This is a genomic window from Intrasporangium sp. (genome assembly GCF_051961875.1).
Classification (GTDB): domain Bacteria; phylum Actinomycetota; class Actinomycetes; order Actinomycetales; family Dermatophilaceae; genus Intrasporangium_A.
The window spans coordinates 76,533-89,310 of record NZ_JBQCCV010000125.1; the positions used below are offsets into that span (position 1 = coordinate 76,533).

A 12,778-nucleotide genomic window follows, 5' to 3' on the forward strand; every position below is an offset into this window, starting at 1 on the left:
TCCTTCGACCGGCGCCAGGTGCCGTCCAACACTTACATCGTGTTGATGATCAGGCCGATGTGGGTGAAGTAGTTGAGCGCCCCGAAGATCGCGAAGACGACACCCGCGATGCCCCAGCACCAACCGATGACGGTGAACAGCGAGGTCGGCGTGCCCTTGCGGAGCAGCGCGGTGAGGGCGAACGGGAAGAGGAGGGCGCCGACGCCGACGAGAGCCAGCAGGGCGGAGATGAAGATCGCCTCGATGAGGGGATAGGAGGCGAAGAGGCCAGAGATCGGCTCCTGTGGTGGGGCGGCGAACAGTTGGTACTTGATGCCGGCGATCGCGATCGCGATGAGTGCCAGGCCCATGAAGCCGACGAAGGCGCTGACGGGCCGCGCCACCCGCGCCCAGCCCAGGACGAGCTGACGCGGTTCCGAGAGCAGCGCCGCGCGCCACCAGAGATAGACAGCCGCGGCGAGCAGCAGCACGCCGAAGGCCAGGCTCGTCTCACCGAAGATGATGTTGTCGAACGGGAAGCCGCCGGCCGCAAGCGGCCACGTCAAGGTCATGTGCAGCCCGGTCATCGTCAGGATGAGCCCGAGCACACCGAAATTGAGCGCCCACCCGTCGGTGCTGACCCTGTCCGGGGCCCCCACCAGCTCCCGGCCGAACTGGACGAGGCTGAAGAGCCCGACGCCGGCCGCGACCGCCATGACGGTGTTGTAGGTGGGCATCTTCGCCCAGTCGATCTTGAGTGCCGGCAGGGCTGTCACGGCTGCGAGGGCCACCACATTGATCGCCTCTTTCCGTCGAGTGCTCCCAGGGATGCATCTGCCCACTGGTGGCCGGTCCTCACGGGCCGCCACGTTCCGTCCCTCGACATGTGGCGCACCGGCACGCGAGGCTGAACACATGTCACCGGCGGGTCTGCCCGAGTCGATGAGCGCCTGGGAGGCGGTGGGCGGCGAGGACCACGGCCGCGTCCGTGGTGTCCAGCGGCCCGTCCCGTCGCCCGCCCCGGGAGAAGTGCTCGTCGCGGTCGAGGCCTGCGGGGTCTGTCGCACCGACCTCCATGTGACCGACGGCGACCTGCCGGAACACCGGCCGCACGTGGTGCCAGGTCACGAGGTCGTCGGCAGGGTGGCGGCGCTGGGGCCGAGCACATCACGCTTCACGCCCGGCGACCGGGTCGGCGTCCCCTGGCTGCGCAGCACGTGCGGTGCCTGCCGATGGTGCCGCTCGGGCCGCGAGAACCTCTGTCCCCGAGCACGATTCACCGGCTGGGACGAGGACGGCGGCTACGCCGACTACACCACCGTGCCGGAGGCCTACGCCTACCGGATCCCGGACGACCTTCCGGCCGAGCAGGCGGCCCCGCTGCTCTGCGCCGGCATCATCGGCTACCGCGCGCTTCGCCGCGCCAGTCTGCCGCCCGGTGGCCGCCTGGGGCTCTACGGGTTCGGGGCGAGCGCCCACCTCACCGCCCAGCTCGCCCTCGCGCAGGGCGCCGAGGTGCACGTCCTGACCCGCGGCGAGGAGGCCCAGCGGCTCGCGCTCGAGCTCGGAGCCACATCCGCCGGCCCCGCCGACGGCATGCCGCCGGTCCCACTCGACGCGTCCATCCTCTTCGCGCCCGCGGGGGACCTCGTGCCCACCGCCCTCGCCGGCCTCGAGCAGGGCGGCACGCTGGCGCTTGCCGGCATCCACGTGAGCGACATCCCGACCCTCGACTACCAGGCGCACCTGTTCCGGGAGCGGACCGTGACGTCGGTGACGGCGAACACGAGGCGCGACGGCGAGGAGTTCCTCGCCCTCGCCGCGCGGCTGGGCCTCCGCTGCACCGTCACGACCTACCCCTTCGCGGCGGCCCCCGCCGCGCTCGACGACCTGTCGAACGGACGGTTCGCCGGGGTCGCCGTCCTCAGCCACGCGACCTCCGACTGATCGCGGAGCGGCTCCGCGGCATACCCCCCGATCAGGGGTATGCCGCCCAGCCCCCGAGCCCTGGCCCGCGCTATCGCTTGTGCGCCGTGACGAGCAGGTACTCCCACCGCATCGTGCCGTCCGGTGCCAGCCCGCGGTCGCCGAGGTCGGCCAGCTCGGCATCGAGCGAGGCCGCGCGGTCGGGGGAGTCGACGAGGCCGCGGTAGGCCGCGATGGTCGGCCCGTAGTTCGCCTTGAAGTAGTCCCGGAACTCCGCGCCGCTCGCGAACTGGTCGACGATGCACTCCCTGCGCTCGAGGCTGAGGTCGCCGACCCTGTCGCGGAACAGCTCTCGCACGTGCTCCTCGCTGCCCCAGAGCGGTGGCGGCTGTGCACCGGGGGGTGGGGGAGCGACATACGGCTTCATCGTCGCGAACATCTGGCCGATGAACCCCTGCGGGGTCCAGCTGGCGATCGCGATCGTGCCGCCGGGACGGCACACGCGCAGGACCTCCTCTGCGGCCCGCTGATGGTGCGGGGCGAACATGATGCCGACGCAGGAGACCACCGCGTCGAACCGGCCGTCCTCGAAGGGCAGCGCCTCGACGTCGGCCTCCTGCCAGGTGAGCGAGGCGCCCTGCTCGTCGGCGACGCGGCGCCCGGCGTCGAACAGCTCTGGCGTCAGGTCGCTTGCGGTGACGGTGGCCCCTGTGAGCGCCGCGGGGATCGCGACGTTGCCGGAGCCGGCGGCGACATCGAGGACCTGCTGGCCGGGCCCGATCCCGGCCGCCCCGACGACGACTGGCCCGAGGCTCGGAATGAGCTCGCTCGCGACCGCCGGATAGTCGCCGAGCGCCCACATGCTGCGGTGCCGGGACTTGAGCTCCCGGTCCGCTCGCGCGAGCTCCTCGGGGTCTGTGCTGGTCTGCTGGGTCATGGTGGTCCTCCTCCGACCGGTTCATGCGTGCTGACGGCTCCATGGTCGAGGCGGCCCGCGCGGCCCATCCAGTGCCGGTTCTGAAGCACCGGCGGTATCAGTTCTGTACCACCGGCGCACTTTCTGAGGCAGCATCGACAGCGGGAGCCCGATCAGGGGAGGTGGGAGACATGACCTTCTACGGCCAGTTCTGCCCCGTCGCGAAGGCGATGGAGGTTCTCGACGAGCGGTGGACGCTGCTCATCGTGCGCGAGCTCCTGCTCGGCAGCACCCACTTCAACGAGCTGCGGCGCGGGGTGCCGAAGATGTCGCCCGCGTTGCTGTCCAAGCGACTCCGCTCCCTCGAGCGTGCCGGCATCGTGAACCGGACGGTCGACGAGTCGCGCACGGCCTACACGCTGACCCAGTCCGGCAAGGAGCTGTTCGACGTCGTCAACGCCCTCGGCGTGTGGGGTCTGCGCTGGATCCCGGAGCTGGGCGACGAGGACCTCGACCCGCACCTGCTGCTGTGGGACATCCGCCGGACGATTCCGGTCGACCGGTGGCCCCGCGGTCGGACCGTCGTCGCGTTCGAGTTCGGCGACGTGCCGGTCGGCCGCTCCCGCTGGTGGCTCGTCGTGACCGGCGACGACGTGGACGTGTGTGACGCGGACCCCGGCTACGAGGTCACCGCCACGGCGCGGCTGCCGCTGCGCGTGCTCACCCGGATCTGGCGCGGTGAGGAGCGCTGGACCCGGGCGGAGCGGCAGGGCGAGCTTGTGGTCCACGGCTCGGCTCCCGCGCGCCGTGAGCTGGGGAGCTGGATAGGGCAGTCGAGTCTCGCCACGCTGGCCGCGAGTCGCTGAGTCGCGGGCCGGCGGTGCGCTCTGTGGTCCAATCGACCCATGGCTGCCACGAGCAGGACCCCCGCGATCGAGCTCGACGTCGACGGTTATGACGTACGGCTGACGAACCCGGACCGTGTCTACTTCTCAGAGCGCGGGGAGACGAAGCTCGACCTGGCCAACTACTACCTGTCCGTCGGCCCGGGCATCGTGGGCGCCCTGCGCGACCGGCCGTGCATGCTGCACCGCTTCCCCAAGGGCGTCGACGGGGACAAGGTCCATCAGAAGCGCCTGCCGGCCGGGGCGCCGCCGTGGGTCGAGACGGTCCGGCTCCACTTCCCGCGGTACGGGCTGCACGCCGACGAGCTTTGTGTCACCAAGCTCGCCGATGTCGCCTGGGCGGTGCAGATGTCGACGGTCGAGTTCCACCCCTGGAACTCTCGGCGCCCGGAGACCGAGGAGCCCGATGAGTGGCGCATCGACCTCGACCCGATGCCGAAGTGCCCCTTCACGACGGTGCAGCGGGCGGCCCACGCGGCCCACGAGGTGCTCGAGGAGCTGGGCGCGGTCGGCTGGCCCAAGACGTCCGGCGGCCGGGGAATGCACATCTACGTCCGGATCAAGCAGGAGCACGGGTTCAAGACGGTGCGGCGGGCCGCGCTGGCGTTCGCCCGAGAGGTGGAGCGGCGCCTACCGGACGACGTCACGACCGCGTGGTGGCGCAAGGACCGGGCTCCGACCGACCTCTTCGTCGACTACAACCAGAACGCCCGCGACCACACGATGGCCGCGGCCTACAGTGTGCGCGGCAACCGTCGCGGCACGGTGTCCGCTCCGGTCTCGTGGGACGAGGTCGACGACATCGAGCCGGACGACTTCACGATCGCGACGATGCCCGACCGCTTCGCGCGCCTCGGCGACCTCCACGCCGGCATCGACGAGGCCGTCTTCGACATCGCGCCGCTCCTCGAGTGGGCCGACCGCGACGAGCGCGAGGGCCAGCCCGTGCCCGACGACGAATGACGGGTATGCCGCTCACCCACCTCCCGGAGACCCGCGGCCTCCCGCACCATGGCCCCCACGAGGTGGTCGACCATGCCCGGTTCCGGGACCGCTCGGCGCGGGACGTGCTCGAGGTCCGCCGGGGAGCGGACGCGCTCGAGTCCATGGGCCGCGAGGGTTTCTGGGCGGTTGTCGCGACCTTCGAAGGGCAGCTTTCTGCCGTGCGGTTCGCGACGGTCGAGCCCAGCGGGCCGAATGACGGCGCACCCAGCGGCGTCGGCAACCGGTCGCCGCAGTGGACTGCGCTGAGAGGGCGGTGGCGGACGAGCCTGGGGCGAGCGGCATACCGCGAGGCGGTGCGGGAGGTCCGTGAACGGATCGCGGCGGGCACGGTCTACCAGGTCAACATCTGCCGGGTCCTGTCTCACGAGATCGCCCGCGACGCAGACCTCGACGGACTCGATCTGCTCGTGCGCCGGGGCAACCCGTCACCCTACGGATCGCGGATTCGCTGCGCCGAGGCCGGGCTCGATGTCGTCAGCGCCTCGCCGGAGCTGTTCCTCTCGCGACGCGGCGAGCGCGTCGAGACGAGACCGATCAAAGGGACAGCGCCGAGCGCCGCCGAGATGCTCGACAAGGACCACGCCGAGAACGTGATGATCGTCGACCTCATGCGCAACGACCTCTCCCATGTCTGCCGGCCCGGCAGCGTGACGGTCGATGCCCTCTGCGCGCTCGAACCGCACCCGGGCCTGGTCCACCTCGTCTCGACGGTAAGCGGGAGGCTGCGGCCCGACGCTACGTGGCCGGACGTCATGGCGGCGGCCTTCCCGCCCGGCTCGGTCTCCGGCGCGCCGAAGTCCAGCGCACTCCGGACCATCCACGAGCTCGAGACGGCACCGCGCGGACCGTACTGCGGCGCCATCGGGTGGGTCGACGCCGACCGGGGCGAGGCGGAACTGGCGGTCGGCATCCGGACGTTCTGGGCAGAGGACGACCGCGATGGTCGACGCTGGCTCCGCTTCGGCACCGGCGCCGGCATCACCTGGCACTCCGAGCCCGAGCGGGAGTGGCGCGAGACGGAGCTGAAGGCGGCTCGACTCATCGGCCTCGCGTCCGGCAGGGTAGGCGAGTGACCGCGCTGACAGGAGGGACGCAGGGATGACCGGCGAGGAGATCCGCGTCTGGGTGAACGGCAGCCTCGTCGATGCCGAGGCACCAGCACTGCCGGCGCTCGACCACGGGATCACCGTCGGCGACGGCGTCTTCGAGACGGCGAAGATCGACGGCGGGGCGCCGTTCGCGCTCCGGAGGCATCACGCCCGGCTGCTGCGATCGGCGGCCGGCCTCGGCCTGCCGCCGATCGACCTCGACCTGCTGGACGAGGGCATCAAGGCGGTCCTGGCCGGCGGCGACATCGAGTTCGGGCGGCTGCGCTACAGCGTCACCGGCGGGACGGGACCGCTCGGGTCGGACCGGGATTCGGCCATGCCCACCTACATCGTCCTCGCCGGCCCCCAGCCGCGTCCGCCCCAGTCGGGGGCCCTCGTCGTCGTGCCGTGGACACGCAACGAGCGGTCCGCCGTCGCCGGCCTGAAGACGACGTCGTACGCCGAGAACGTCGTCGCGCTCGCCTACGCCAAGGAGCGTGGCGGCATCGAGGCGGTCTTCGGCAACACACGCGGCGAGCTCTGTGAGTGCACCGGCAGCAACATCTTCGTCGTGCGCGACGGCCAGGTCTCCACGCCTCCAGTCGAGTCCGGGCTGCTACCCGGCATCACCCGAGAGCTCACCATCGAGTGGGCGGAGGAGAGCGGCATACCGGTGCGCGAGAGCGCCCTCCCGCTCGGTGTGCTCGGCGAGGCGGACGAGGTCTTCATCACGAGCTCCACCAAGGACATCCTCCCCGTGCACGCGGTCGACGGCCGTGCGCTGCCCACGGAGCGGCCGGTCACCACCCGCTTGCAGGAGGTGTTTCGCAGCGGGACCCAGCGGACCGTCGACCCGTGAGCGACGAGGTCACCGCAGAGGGGCGCGAGCGCGTCGTCGACTACTCCGATGCCAACATCACGCTCGACGCGTACGAGGACCGTTGGGCGTGGCGAGCGAGGCTGCGATGGAACCGCGCGACCCACCTCGCATGGCGCACCCTGGTCGGCGTCATCGGCGGCATCGTCACCGTCGCCGAGCTCATCATGGTGCCGGCTCCCGGGCCCGGCTGGCTGGTCGTCTTCCTGGGCCTCATGATCTTCGCGAGCGAGTTCGAGTTCGCCCAGCGGCTGCTCGACTTCGCCCGTCGCCAGGTGGGCAGGTGGAACGACTGGGTCATGGCGCAACCCGTCTGGCTCCGCGGTCTCGTCGCGCTCGCCACGCTGCTGCTCGTCTGGACGATCCTCTGGGCGGCGTTCGTCGTCATGGGCTTGCCGGGCTTCCTGCCGGGCTGGGCCACGGACTCGCTGCGGCAGGTGCCGGGGATCGACTGAGCGCGTTCCGGGCGGGGTGGCGGGCCGATTACCGGAACGCGCGGTGGATTGGATAGTGTTTCCCTCCGTCGCCCCACAAGGGCGACGTCCTGGACGTGTAGCTCAGTTGGTTAGAGCGTTCGCTTCACACGCGAGAGGTCAGGGGTTCGAGTCCCTTCACGTCCACTCTCCGGCGGTGGGAGTGCGCCCGAGGCGCCGGCCGGTATCCCGCGAGGACCCGGACCGCCCGCCCGGAGGTTGCGCCGCTGCCAGCGAGGGATGGCTTTCGGGCCCGTCGTTCATACCGCTCGCGGCCGCGCTGCCCGGCGAGCACCGCGTCGTACTTCGCCCCGCCAGAGGGTTGTCGCCGCAATGCGCCAGTCCGAACACCCGCACCAGGTGTGCCGGTTCCGGGAACCGAGAGCTGGGCACCGTGGTGGCCCTCCGGAGTGCGGGTCGCCGCCTAAACTGCCTCGCAGGAGGCGATCCCATGGACGACACCACCCTGACGGCACTCATGGAGCGCGAACACCACGACGTCGACGAAGCCATCGAGGACTTCGTGCAGGGACTGCGTGAGCGGCACGTCCGCCACCAGGACCTGCGCCGCGCGACCGACCTGCTCCAACGACACATCTACATCGAGGAGGCCCTCATCTTCCCGCCGCTGCGCGCCAAGGGGATGCTTGCGCCGATCCTCGTCATGGAGCGCGAGCACGGGGAGATCTGGCGGACACTCGATGCACTCAATCTCGAGGTGGGCAGCGGGACGGTCGCCGACTCGGTGCCGGACAGGTGTCGTCAGCTGCTGCACGAGCTCGAGGTGCACAACGGCAAGGAGGAGCCGATCATCTACCCGCAGGCCGACGCCGCGCTCACCGACTCCCAAAAGGACGCGGTGCGCGACTTCATGCGCTCGGGCACCATGCCGACCGACTGGGTGTGCGCCCAGGTCGGCAACGGCTGAGCGCCGCCGATGACCATCCACTCCGACCACCCCTTCCTGCCGCCAGAGACCGACCGCGACCCGGTCCGTCGACTGCGCGGACGGGTCGGCGGGACGGTGTCGCTCTGGACCTCGGGTGCGGGGGCCGGGCGCGCCGGCCTCACCGTGTCGTCCTACCTCGTCTCGCCCGGGGAGCCGGCCCACGTCGTCGGGCTGCTGCACCCGGAGTCGGAGCTGCTCGAGCGGCTCCTCGAGACCGGCACGGCGGTGGTCCAGCTGCTCGAGTGGCGGGACCGGGAGCTCGCGGACGTCTTCGCCGGCCTCTTCCCCGCTCCAGGTGGCGCCTTCCGGCGGGGGAGCTGGGAGCAGACCGACTGGGGACCGGTGCTCACCACCGCCTCCGCGTGGGCGGGGGTGCGCCTCGCCGGTGACGACTACGCACCACGCCCGGCCGGCTGGTCCGATCTGGTCGACACGGTCATCGAGACCGTGGCCGTCGGCGAGGAGGACCGGCCGCTCGTGCACCGCCGCGGGCGCTACCTCAGGCCCTCCGACTGAGCGCTGGCCGCGCCATACAACGCGGGGTCCTGCGGTGCGGGGTCATCCGATGCGGGTTGGCGACCGGTCCCGTCACCAGTAGCCCTCCTCGTGGTCGGCCATCATCTCGGTGGCCAGCCACGCCTCGGGGATGCCGAAGGCGTCGACGAGCCGGCGCGCGTCGGGCCGCAGCCGCTCGCAGAGGTCGTTGACCGTCGCCGTCAGAGCCTTGGTGCGGGCCGGGCTCAGCCGGTCGTGCTCGAGGTACCAGTCCTTGTGCCGCTCGATGGTCGAGAGGGCGTGCAGGTCGCACAGCCGGTCGAGCAGGCTCCGAGCCTCGCCCGGCGGGCACGTCTCCACGGCGGCCGCAAACGCCTCGAGGACGACTCGCTCGACGTGCGCCCGGGCCGTCTCGACGAGGTGGTCCTGGCACCGGTTGAAGGCGTTGAAGGCGTCGGCGTGGGAGTCGCTGACCCGGCGCAGCCGGATGGCTAGGGTCTCGACGAGGTGCTCCTCGCGGTCCCGGACGAGGCGCAGCTGGGAGCCTCGGGTGGTGAACGGCGTCTCGTCCGGGCGCCCGGGCGCCGCGTCGATGATCTTCTGGACCAGCCCACGGACCGCCGAGCGCTCGAGGACGGTGCCCGTGGTGAGCCGGGCACCGAAGCGGATGATGCCGAGGGTGTCGAGGTCGCCGAACGTCTCCTGGTAGTCGCCGAGCAGGCCCTTGGCCACGAGCTGGAGCAGGACGGTGTTGTCCCCCTCGAACGTCGTGAAGATGTCGGTGTCCGCCTTGAGGGATGCGAACCGGTTGGCCCACATGTAGCCGGCGCCACCGCACGCCTCCCGGCACTCCTGGATCGTCTCGGCGGCGTGCCACGTCATGAGGGCCTTGATGCCGGCCGCCCGTGCCTCGAGCTGGCGCTGGTCCTGCTCGGTCGTCGCCCGACCGCTGAGGACGTCGTCCATGGCGGACACGAGCTCGCTCTGGGCGAAGCCGAGGGCATAGCTCTGGGCGAGGCGCGGCAGCAGCCGTCGCTGGTAGGTGCGGTAGTCGAGCAGGCGGACCTCCTCGGAGCTGTTCGGCTTGGCGAACTGGGTGCGCTCGTCGCCGTACCGGATCGCCAAGGTAAGGGCACTCCGGGCGGCGGCGCCGGCGGCGCCGCCGACGCTGATCCGGCCCCGGATGAGTGCGCCCAGCATCGTGAAGAACCGTCGACCCGAGCTGGCGATCGGGCTGCGGTAGCGGCCCTCCTCGTCGATGTCGCCGTAGCGGCCCAGCAGGTTGGTGCGCGGGACGCGCACGTGGTCGAAGAGAATCCGGCCGTTGTCGACTCCGTTGAGCCCGAGCTTGGGACCGCAGTCGGACAGGGTGACTCCGGGCCGGGGCGCGCCGCTGTCGTCCCGTATGGGTACGAGAACGCAGTGCACGCCGTGGTTCTCGTCGCCCACGAGGAGCTGGGCGAAGACGGCGGCTACCGTCGCGTCCCGGGCCGCGCCGCCGATGTAGTCCTTGCGGGCCCCGAGGGCGGGGGAGTGCACGACGATCTCGTCGCTCTCCGGGTCGTAGGTGGCGGTGGTGAGCAGGCCCTGCACGTCGCTGCCGTGGGCCGTCTCGGTCATCGCGAAGCAGCCGAGGAGCCGTCCGGAGATGATGTCGGGCAGCATCGCCCAGTGGCGCTCGGTCCCGAGGAGAGAGACCGCCCCACCGAAGAGCCCCCACTGGACTCCGGCCTTGACGAGGAGCGAGAGGTCCGCATGCCCCAGCATCTCAAGGGCGGTCACCGAGTCGGCGTAGCGTGCCGTGCCGCCCTGCTCGACGGGGAATCCGCCAGCTGGCCAAGGGGTTTCGGCGAGTCGCGCGAGCTGCTGCCGCACCCGTGCCCGGTGGGACTCCATGTCGAGAGGCTGCCCGGGCGGGGCGAACAGCTCCGGCTCCAGCTGTCGGCACTGGTCGCGGACGTCGCGGCGGGTGCCGTCGAGGAGTGCCTGGAGCGCGTCGACGACAGCATCGGCGAGGGGCTCGGTGTGTCGGGGGGCCTGCGCCGAGGTGGCGGGTGCGGTCATCGGATCCTCCACGGATGCTGTCAGGTCGGTCGGGTGTCTGGTTCGGGAGCTGCGGGCGGCTCGGCCAGCATCGGTCCGAGCCCGTGCCAGGCGAGGTCGGTCAGCACGTCGACGACATCGGCCCGGGGCAGCCGGTCCGGGGACGAGAGCCAGTCGTCGGCGACGGCCTGGACCGAGCCGACCAACGCGAGGGCCCGGACACGGGCACGCCGGGCATCGGCGGCGAAGGGCACGGCCGACAGGAGCAGGTCGACGACTCGGTTCGTCGTCGCCTCCACGGGGTCGTCTGCGAGGGGGCGGTCCACCAGCGGCCTGTTGACGACGAAGCGGTAGACCTCCGGATCCGACTCCACGAGCGACAGGTAGGCCTCGACCGTCGAGGCGACGACCAGGCGCAGGTCCTCGGAGTGGCCCATCGAGGACAGCGCGGCGGCGACGTGCCGGTAGACGCGCTGGTCGATCCGGTCGGCCACAGCCTGGTAGAGGCCGGCCTTGTCTCCGAAGTGGCGGTACACCACGGTCTTGCTCGTCGCGGCCTGGCTGGCGATGTCGTCCATGCCGACGCCGGCCCCATGGGTCCGGATCGCGCGGATCGTGGCGTCGACGAGCTCGGACCGGCGTTGCTCCCGGTGCTGCTCCCATCGGGTGTCCCGCCCGTCGCGGGACGGGCCGGACCGGGGCTCACCGGGCGTGGGCAGGCTCATAGCACCGAACGTAGCAGGGACTCGGTGTATCGGCTACCGTGAGTACCGGTTACCCATTCTCCCGCCCGCAGTCAGGAGTGCCCCATGCCGCAGACCAGCCCGCGCCCGCCCCGGCGCGCCGCCATCCTCGGTGGCAACCGGATCCCCTTCGCCCGCGCCCAGGGCGCCTACGCGCGGGCCTCCAACCAGGACATGCTCACGGCCACCCTCGACGGGCTGGTCGCCCGGTTCGGCCTCGCCGGCGAGCGGATGGGCGAGGTCGTCGCCGGGGCGGTCCTCAAGCACAGCCGGGACTTCAACCTCACTCGGGAGAGCGTCCTCGGCAGCCAGCTCGACCCGCACACCCCGGCCTACGACATCCAGCAGGCCTGCGGCACCGGTCTCGAGGCGGCGATCCTCGTCGCCAACAAGATCGCGCTCGGACAGATCGAGGCGGGCATCGCCGGGGGGACCGACACGGCGAGCGACGCGCCCATCGCTGTCTCCGAGGGGCTGCGTGAGACGCTCCTCGCCGTGAACCGCGCCAAGTCGGTGCCCACCCGGCTCAAGGCGCTTGCCGGACTGCGTCCCACCGACCTCGTCCCGTCCATCCCGCAGAACGTCGAGCCTCGGACCGGGCTGTCGATGGGGGAGCACATGGCGCTCACGGCGAAGGAGTGGGGGATCTCGCGAGAGGCGCAGGACGAGCTGGCCGCAGCCAGCCACCAGCACCTCGCTGCCGCCTACGAGCGCGGGTTCTTCGACGACCTGGTCACGCCCTACCTCGGGCTGACTCGGGACAACAACCTCCGCCCCGACTCGAGCGTCGAGCAGCTCGCCAGGCTGAAGCCCGTCTTCGGCAGGGGCGCGGACGCCACGATGACGGCGGGCAACTCGACCCCGCTCACCGACGGCGCATCGGCGGTCCTCCTCGCGAGCGAGGAGTGGGCGAGCGAGCACCGCCTCAGCCCCCTCGCCTGGTTCGTCGACGCCGAGACCGCCGCGGTCGACTACGTCCACGGCCACGAGGGGATGCTGATGGCCCCGGCCTACGCCGTGCCCCGGCTCCTGGCACGAAACGGCCTGAGCCTGCAGGACTTCGACTTCTACGAGATCCACGAGGCCTTCGCGTCCACGGTGCTCGCGGTGCTCAGCGCGTGGGAGGACCCCCGGTTCTGCAAGGAGCGCCTGGGGCTCGACGCGCCGCTCGGCTCGATCGACCGCGAGCGGCTCAACGTCACCGGCTCGTCCCTCGCGACGGGCCACCCCTTCGCCGCGACCGGCGGACGCATCGTCGCCACCCTCGCCAAGCTGCTGCACGAGAAGAAGCAGCAGGAACCGGACCGCACGGTTCGGGGCCTGATCTCCATCTGCGCTGCCGGCGGGCAGGGCGTCACCGCGATCCTGGAGGCCTGACC

At 71.4% G+C, this 12,778-nt stretch carries 13 protein-coding genes and 1 tRNA gene; 10 read left to right on the plus strand and 4 right to left on the minus strand.

The window, feature by feature from the left end; all coding sequences use genetic code 11:
* Window positions 1-32 precede the first annotated feature (32 nt).
* Window positions 33-773 carry a DUF981 family protein gene (locus ACTHJJ_RS07505; RefSeq protein ID WP_440302312.1) on the minus strand — a complete coding sequence of 247 codons (741 nt, stop codon included), beginning with the start codon at window positions 771-773 and terminating at the stop codon, window positions 33-35.
* 121 nt (window positions 774-894) lie between these two features.
* Between ACTHJJ_RS07505 and ACTHJJ_RS07510 the strand changes: the two genes are divergently transcribed.
* Window positions 895-1,926 (plus strand): zinc-dependent alcohol dehydrogenase family protein, encoded by a 1,032-nt coding sequence (locus ACTHJJ_RS07510; protein ID WP_440302313.1) that lies wholly within the window; start codon window positions 895-897, stop codon window positions 1,924-1,926.
* A 70-nt stretch (window positions 1,927-1,996) separates the two neighbouring features.
* Here the strand turns inward: ACTHJJ_RS07510 and ACTHJJ_RS07515 are convergent, their stop codons facing one another.
* Window positions 1,997-2,842 carry a class I SAM-dependent methyltransferase gene (locus ACTHJJ_RS07515; protein ID WP_440302314.1) on the minus strand — a complete coding sequence of 282 codons (846 nt, stop codon included), beginning with the start codon at window positions 2,840-2,842 and terminating at the stop codon, window positions 1,997-1,999.
* A 170-nt stretch (window positions 2,843-3,012) separates the two neighbouring features.
* Here ACTHJJ_RS07515 and ACTHJJ_RS07520 point away from each other — a divergent pair, with 170 nt between their 5' ends.
* From ACTHJJ_RS07520 to ACTHJJ_RS07555, 8 genes are all read left to right on the plus strand, one after another.
* Window positions 3,013-3,687 (plus strand): winged helix-turn-helix transcriptional regulator, encoded by a 675-nt coding sequence (locus tag ACTHJJ_RS07520; RefSeq protein WP_440302315.1) that lies wholly within the window; start codon window positions 3,013-3,015, stop codon window positions 3,685-3,687.
* Between the two features lie 39 nt (window positions 3,688-3,726).
* A complete protein-coding gene (ligD, locus tag ACTHJJ_RS07525) occupies window positions 3,727-4,689 on the plus strand; it encodes a non-homologous end-joining DNA ligase (protein ID WP_440302316.1) in 963 nt (320 codons plus the stop codon).
* A 5-nt stretch (window positions 4,690-4,694) separates the two neighbouring features.
* On the plus strand, window positions 4,695-5,804 hold the full coding sequence (locus tag ACTHJJ_RS07530) for a chorismate-binding protein (RefSeq protein ID WP_440302317.1): 1,110 nt from the start codon (window positions 4,695-4,697) through the stop codon (window positions 5,802-5,804).
* A 25-nt stretch (window positions 5,805-5,829) separates the two neighbouring features.
* The gene (locus ACTHJJ_RS07535) at window positions 5,830-6,678 is read left to right on the plus strand and encodes an aminotransferase class IV (RefSeq protein ID WP_440302318.1); all 849 of its coding nucleotides are present in this window, start codon (window positions 5,830-5,832) and stop codon (window positions 6,676-6,678) included.
* The gene (locus ACTHJJ_RS07540) at window positions 6,675-7,151 is read left to right on the plus strand and encodes a TIGR02611 family protein (protein ID WP_440302319.1); all 477 of its coding nucleotides are present in this window, start codon (window positions 6,675-6,677) and stop codon (window positions 7,149-7,151) included. The genes ACTHJJ_RS07535 and ACTHJJ_RS07540 overlap by 4 nt, the downstream gene beginning before the upstream one ends.
* A 91-nt stretch (window positions 7,152-7,242) precedes the next feature.
* A tRNA-Val gene (locus tag ACTHJJ_RS07545) sits at window positions 7,243-7,316 on the plus strand.
* Window positions 7,317-7,620: 304 nt separating this feature from the next.
* On the plus strand, window positions 7,621-8,097 hold the full coding sequence (locus tag ACTHJJ_RS07550) for a hemerythrin domain-containing protein (RefSeq protein ID WP_440302320.1): 477 nt from the start codon (window positions 7,621-7,623) through the stop codon (window positions 8,095-8,097).
* Window positions 8,098-8,106: 9 nt separating this feature from the next.
* Window positions 8,107-8,634, plus strand: a complete 528-nt coding sequence (locus ACTHJJ_RS07555; protein ID WP_440302321.1) for a flavin reductase — start codon at window positions 8,107-8,109, stop codon at window positions 8,632-8,634.
* A 72-nt stretch (window positions 8,635-8,706) separates the two neighbouring features.
* Here ACTHJJ_RS07555 and ACTHJJ_RS07560 read toward each other — a convergent pair whose 3' ends face one another.
* Both ACTHJJ_RS07560 and ACTHJJ_RS07565 read right to left on the minus strand, forming a co-directional pair.
* The gene (locus ACTHJJ_RS07560) at window positions 8,707-10,677 is read right to left on the minus strand and encodes an acyl-CoA dehydrogenase family protein (protein ID WP_440302322.1); all 1,971 of its coding nucleotides are present in this window, start codon (window positions 10,675-10,677) and stop codon (window positions 8,707-8,709) included.
* A gap of 20 nt (window positions 10,678-10,697) precedes the next feature.
* A complete protein-coding gene (locus tag ACTHJJ_RS07565; RefSeq protein ID WP_440302323.1) occupies window positions 10,698-11,381 on the minus strand; it encodes a TetR/AcrR family transcriptional regulator in 684 nt (227 codons plus the stop codon).
* Window positions 11,382-11,465: 84 nt separating this feature from the next.
* On the opposite strand from ACTHJJ_RS07565, the gene ACTHJJ_RS07570 reads away from it, so the two are divergent.
* Window positions 11,466-12,776, plus strand: coding sequence for an acetyl-CoA C-acetyltransferase (locus ACTHJJ_RS07570; protein ID WP_440302324.1), 1,311 nt, complete (start codon window positions 11,466-11,468; stop codon window positions 12,774-12,776).
* Window positions 12,777-12,778 lie beyond the last annotated feature (2 nt).

What these genes read in the sequence shown, in the direction of transcription:
- ACTHJJ_RS07520 (WP_440302315.1), top strand. Translation starts at nt 3,013, where the DNA reads ATGACCTTCTACGGCCAGTTCTGCCCCGTCGCGAAGGCGATGGAGGTT.
- ACTHJJ_RS07560 (WP_440302322.1), bottom strand. Translation starts at nt 10,677, where the DNA reads ATGACCGCACCCGCCACCTCGGCGCAGGCCCCCCGACACACCGAGCCC.
- ACTHJJ_RS07565 (WP_440302323.1), bottom strand. Translation starts at nt 11,381, where the DNA reads ATGAGCCTGCCCACGCCCGGTGAGCCCCGGTCCGGCCCGTCCCGCGAC.
- ligD (WP_440302316.1), top strand. Translation starts at nt 3,727, where the DNA reads ATGGCTGCCACGAGCAGGACCCCCGCGATCGAGCTCGACGTCGACGGT.
- ACTHJJ_RS07515 (WP_440302314.1), bottom strand. Translation starts at nt 2,842, where the DNA reads ATGACCCAGCAGACCAGCACAGACCCCGAGGAGCTCGCGCGAGCGGAC.
- ACTHJJ_RS07555 (WP_440302321.1), top strand. Translation starts at nt 8,107, where the DNA reads ATGACCATCCACTCCGACCACCCCTTCCTGCCGCCAGAGACCGACCGC.
- ACTHJJ_RS07550 (WP_440302320.1), top strand. Translation starts at nt 7,621, where the DNA reads ATGGACGACACCACCCTGACGGCACTCATGGAGCGCGAACACCACGAC.
- ACTHJJ_RS07570 (WP_440302324.1), top strand. Translation starts at nt 11,466, where the DNA reads ATGCCGCAGACCAGCCCGCGCCCGCCCCGGCGCGCCGCCATCCTCGGT.
- ACTHJJ_RS07535 (WP_440302318.1), top strand. Translation starts at nt 5,830, where the DNA reads ATGACCGGCGAGGAGATCCGCGTCTGGGTGAACGGCAGCCTCGTCGAT.
- ACTHJJ_RS07530 (WP_440302317.1), top strand. Translation starts at nt 4,695, where the DNA reads ATGCCGCTCACCCACCTCCCGGAGACCCGCGGCCTCCCGCACCATGGC.
- ACTHJJ_RS07510 (WP_440302313.1), top strand. Translation starts at nt 895, where the DNA reads ATGTCACCGGCGGGTCTGCCCGAGTCGATGAGCGCCTGGGAGGCGGTG.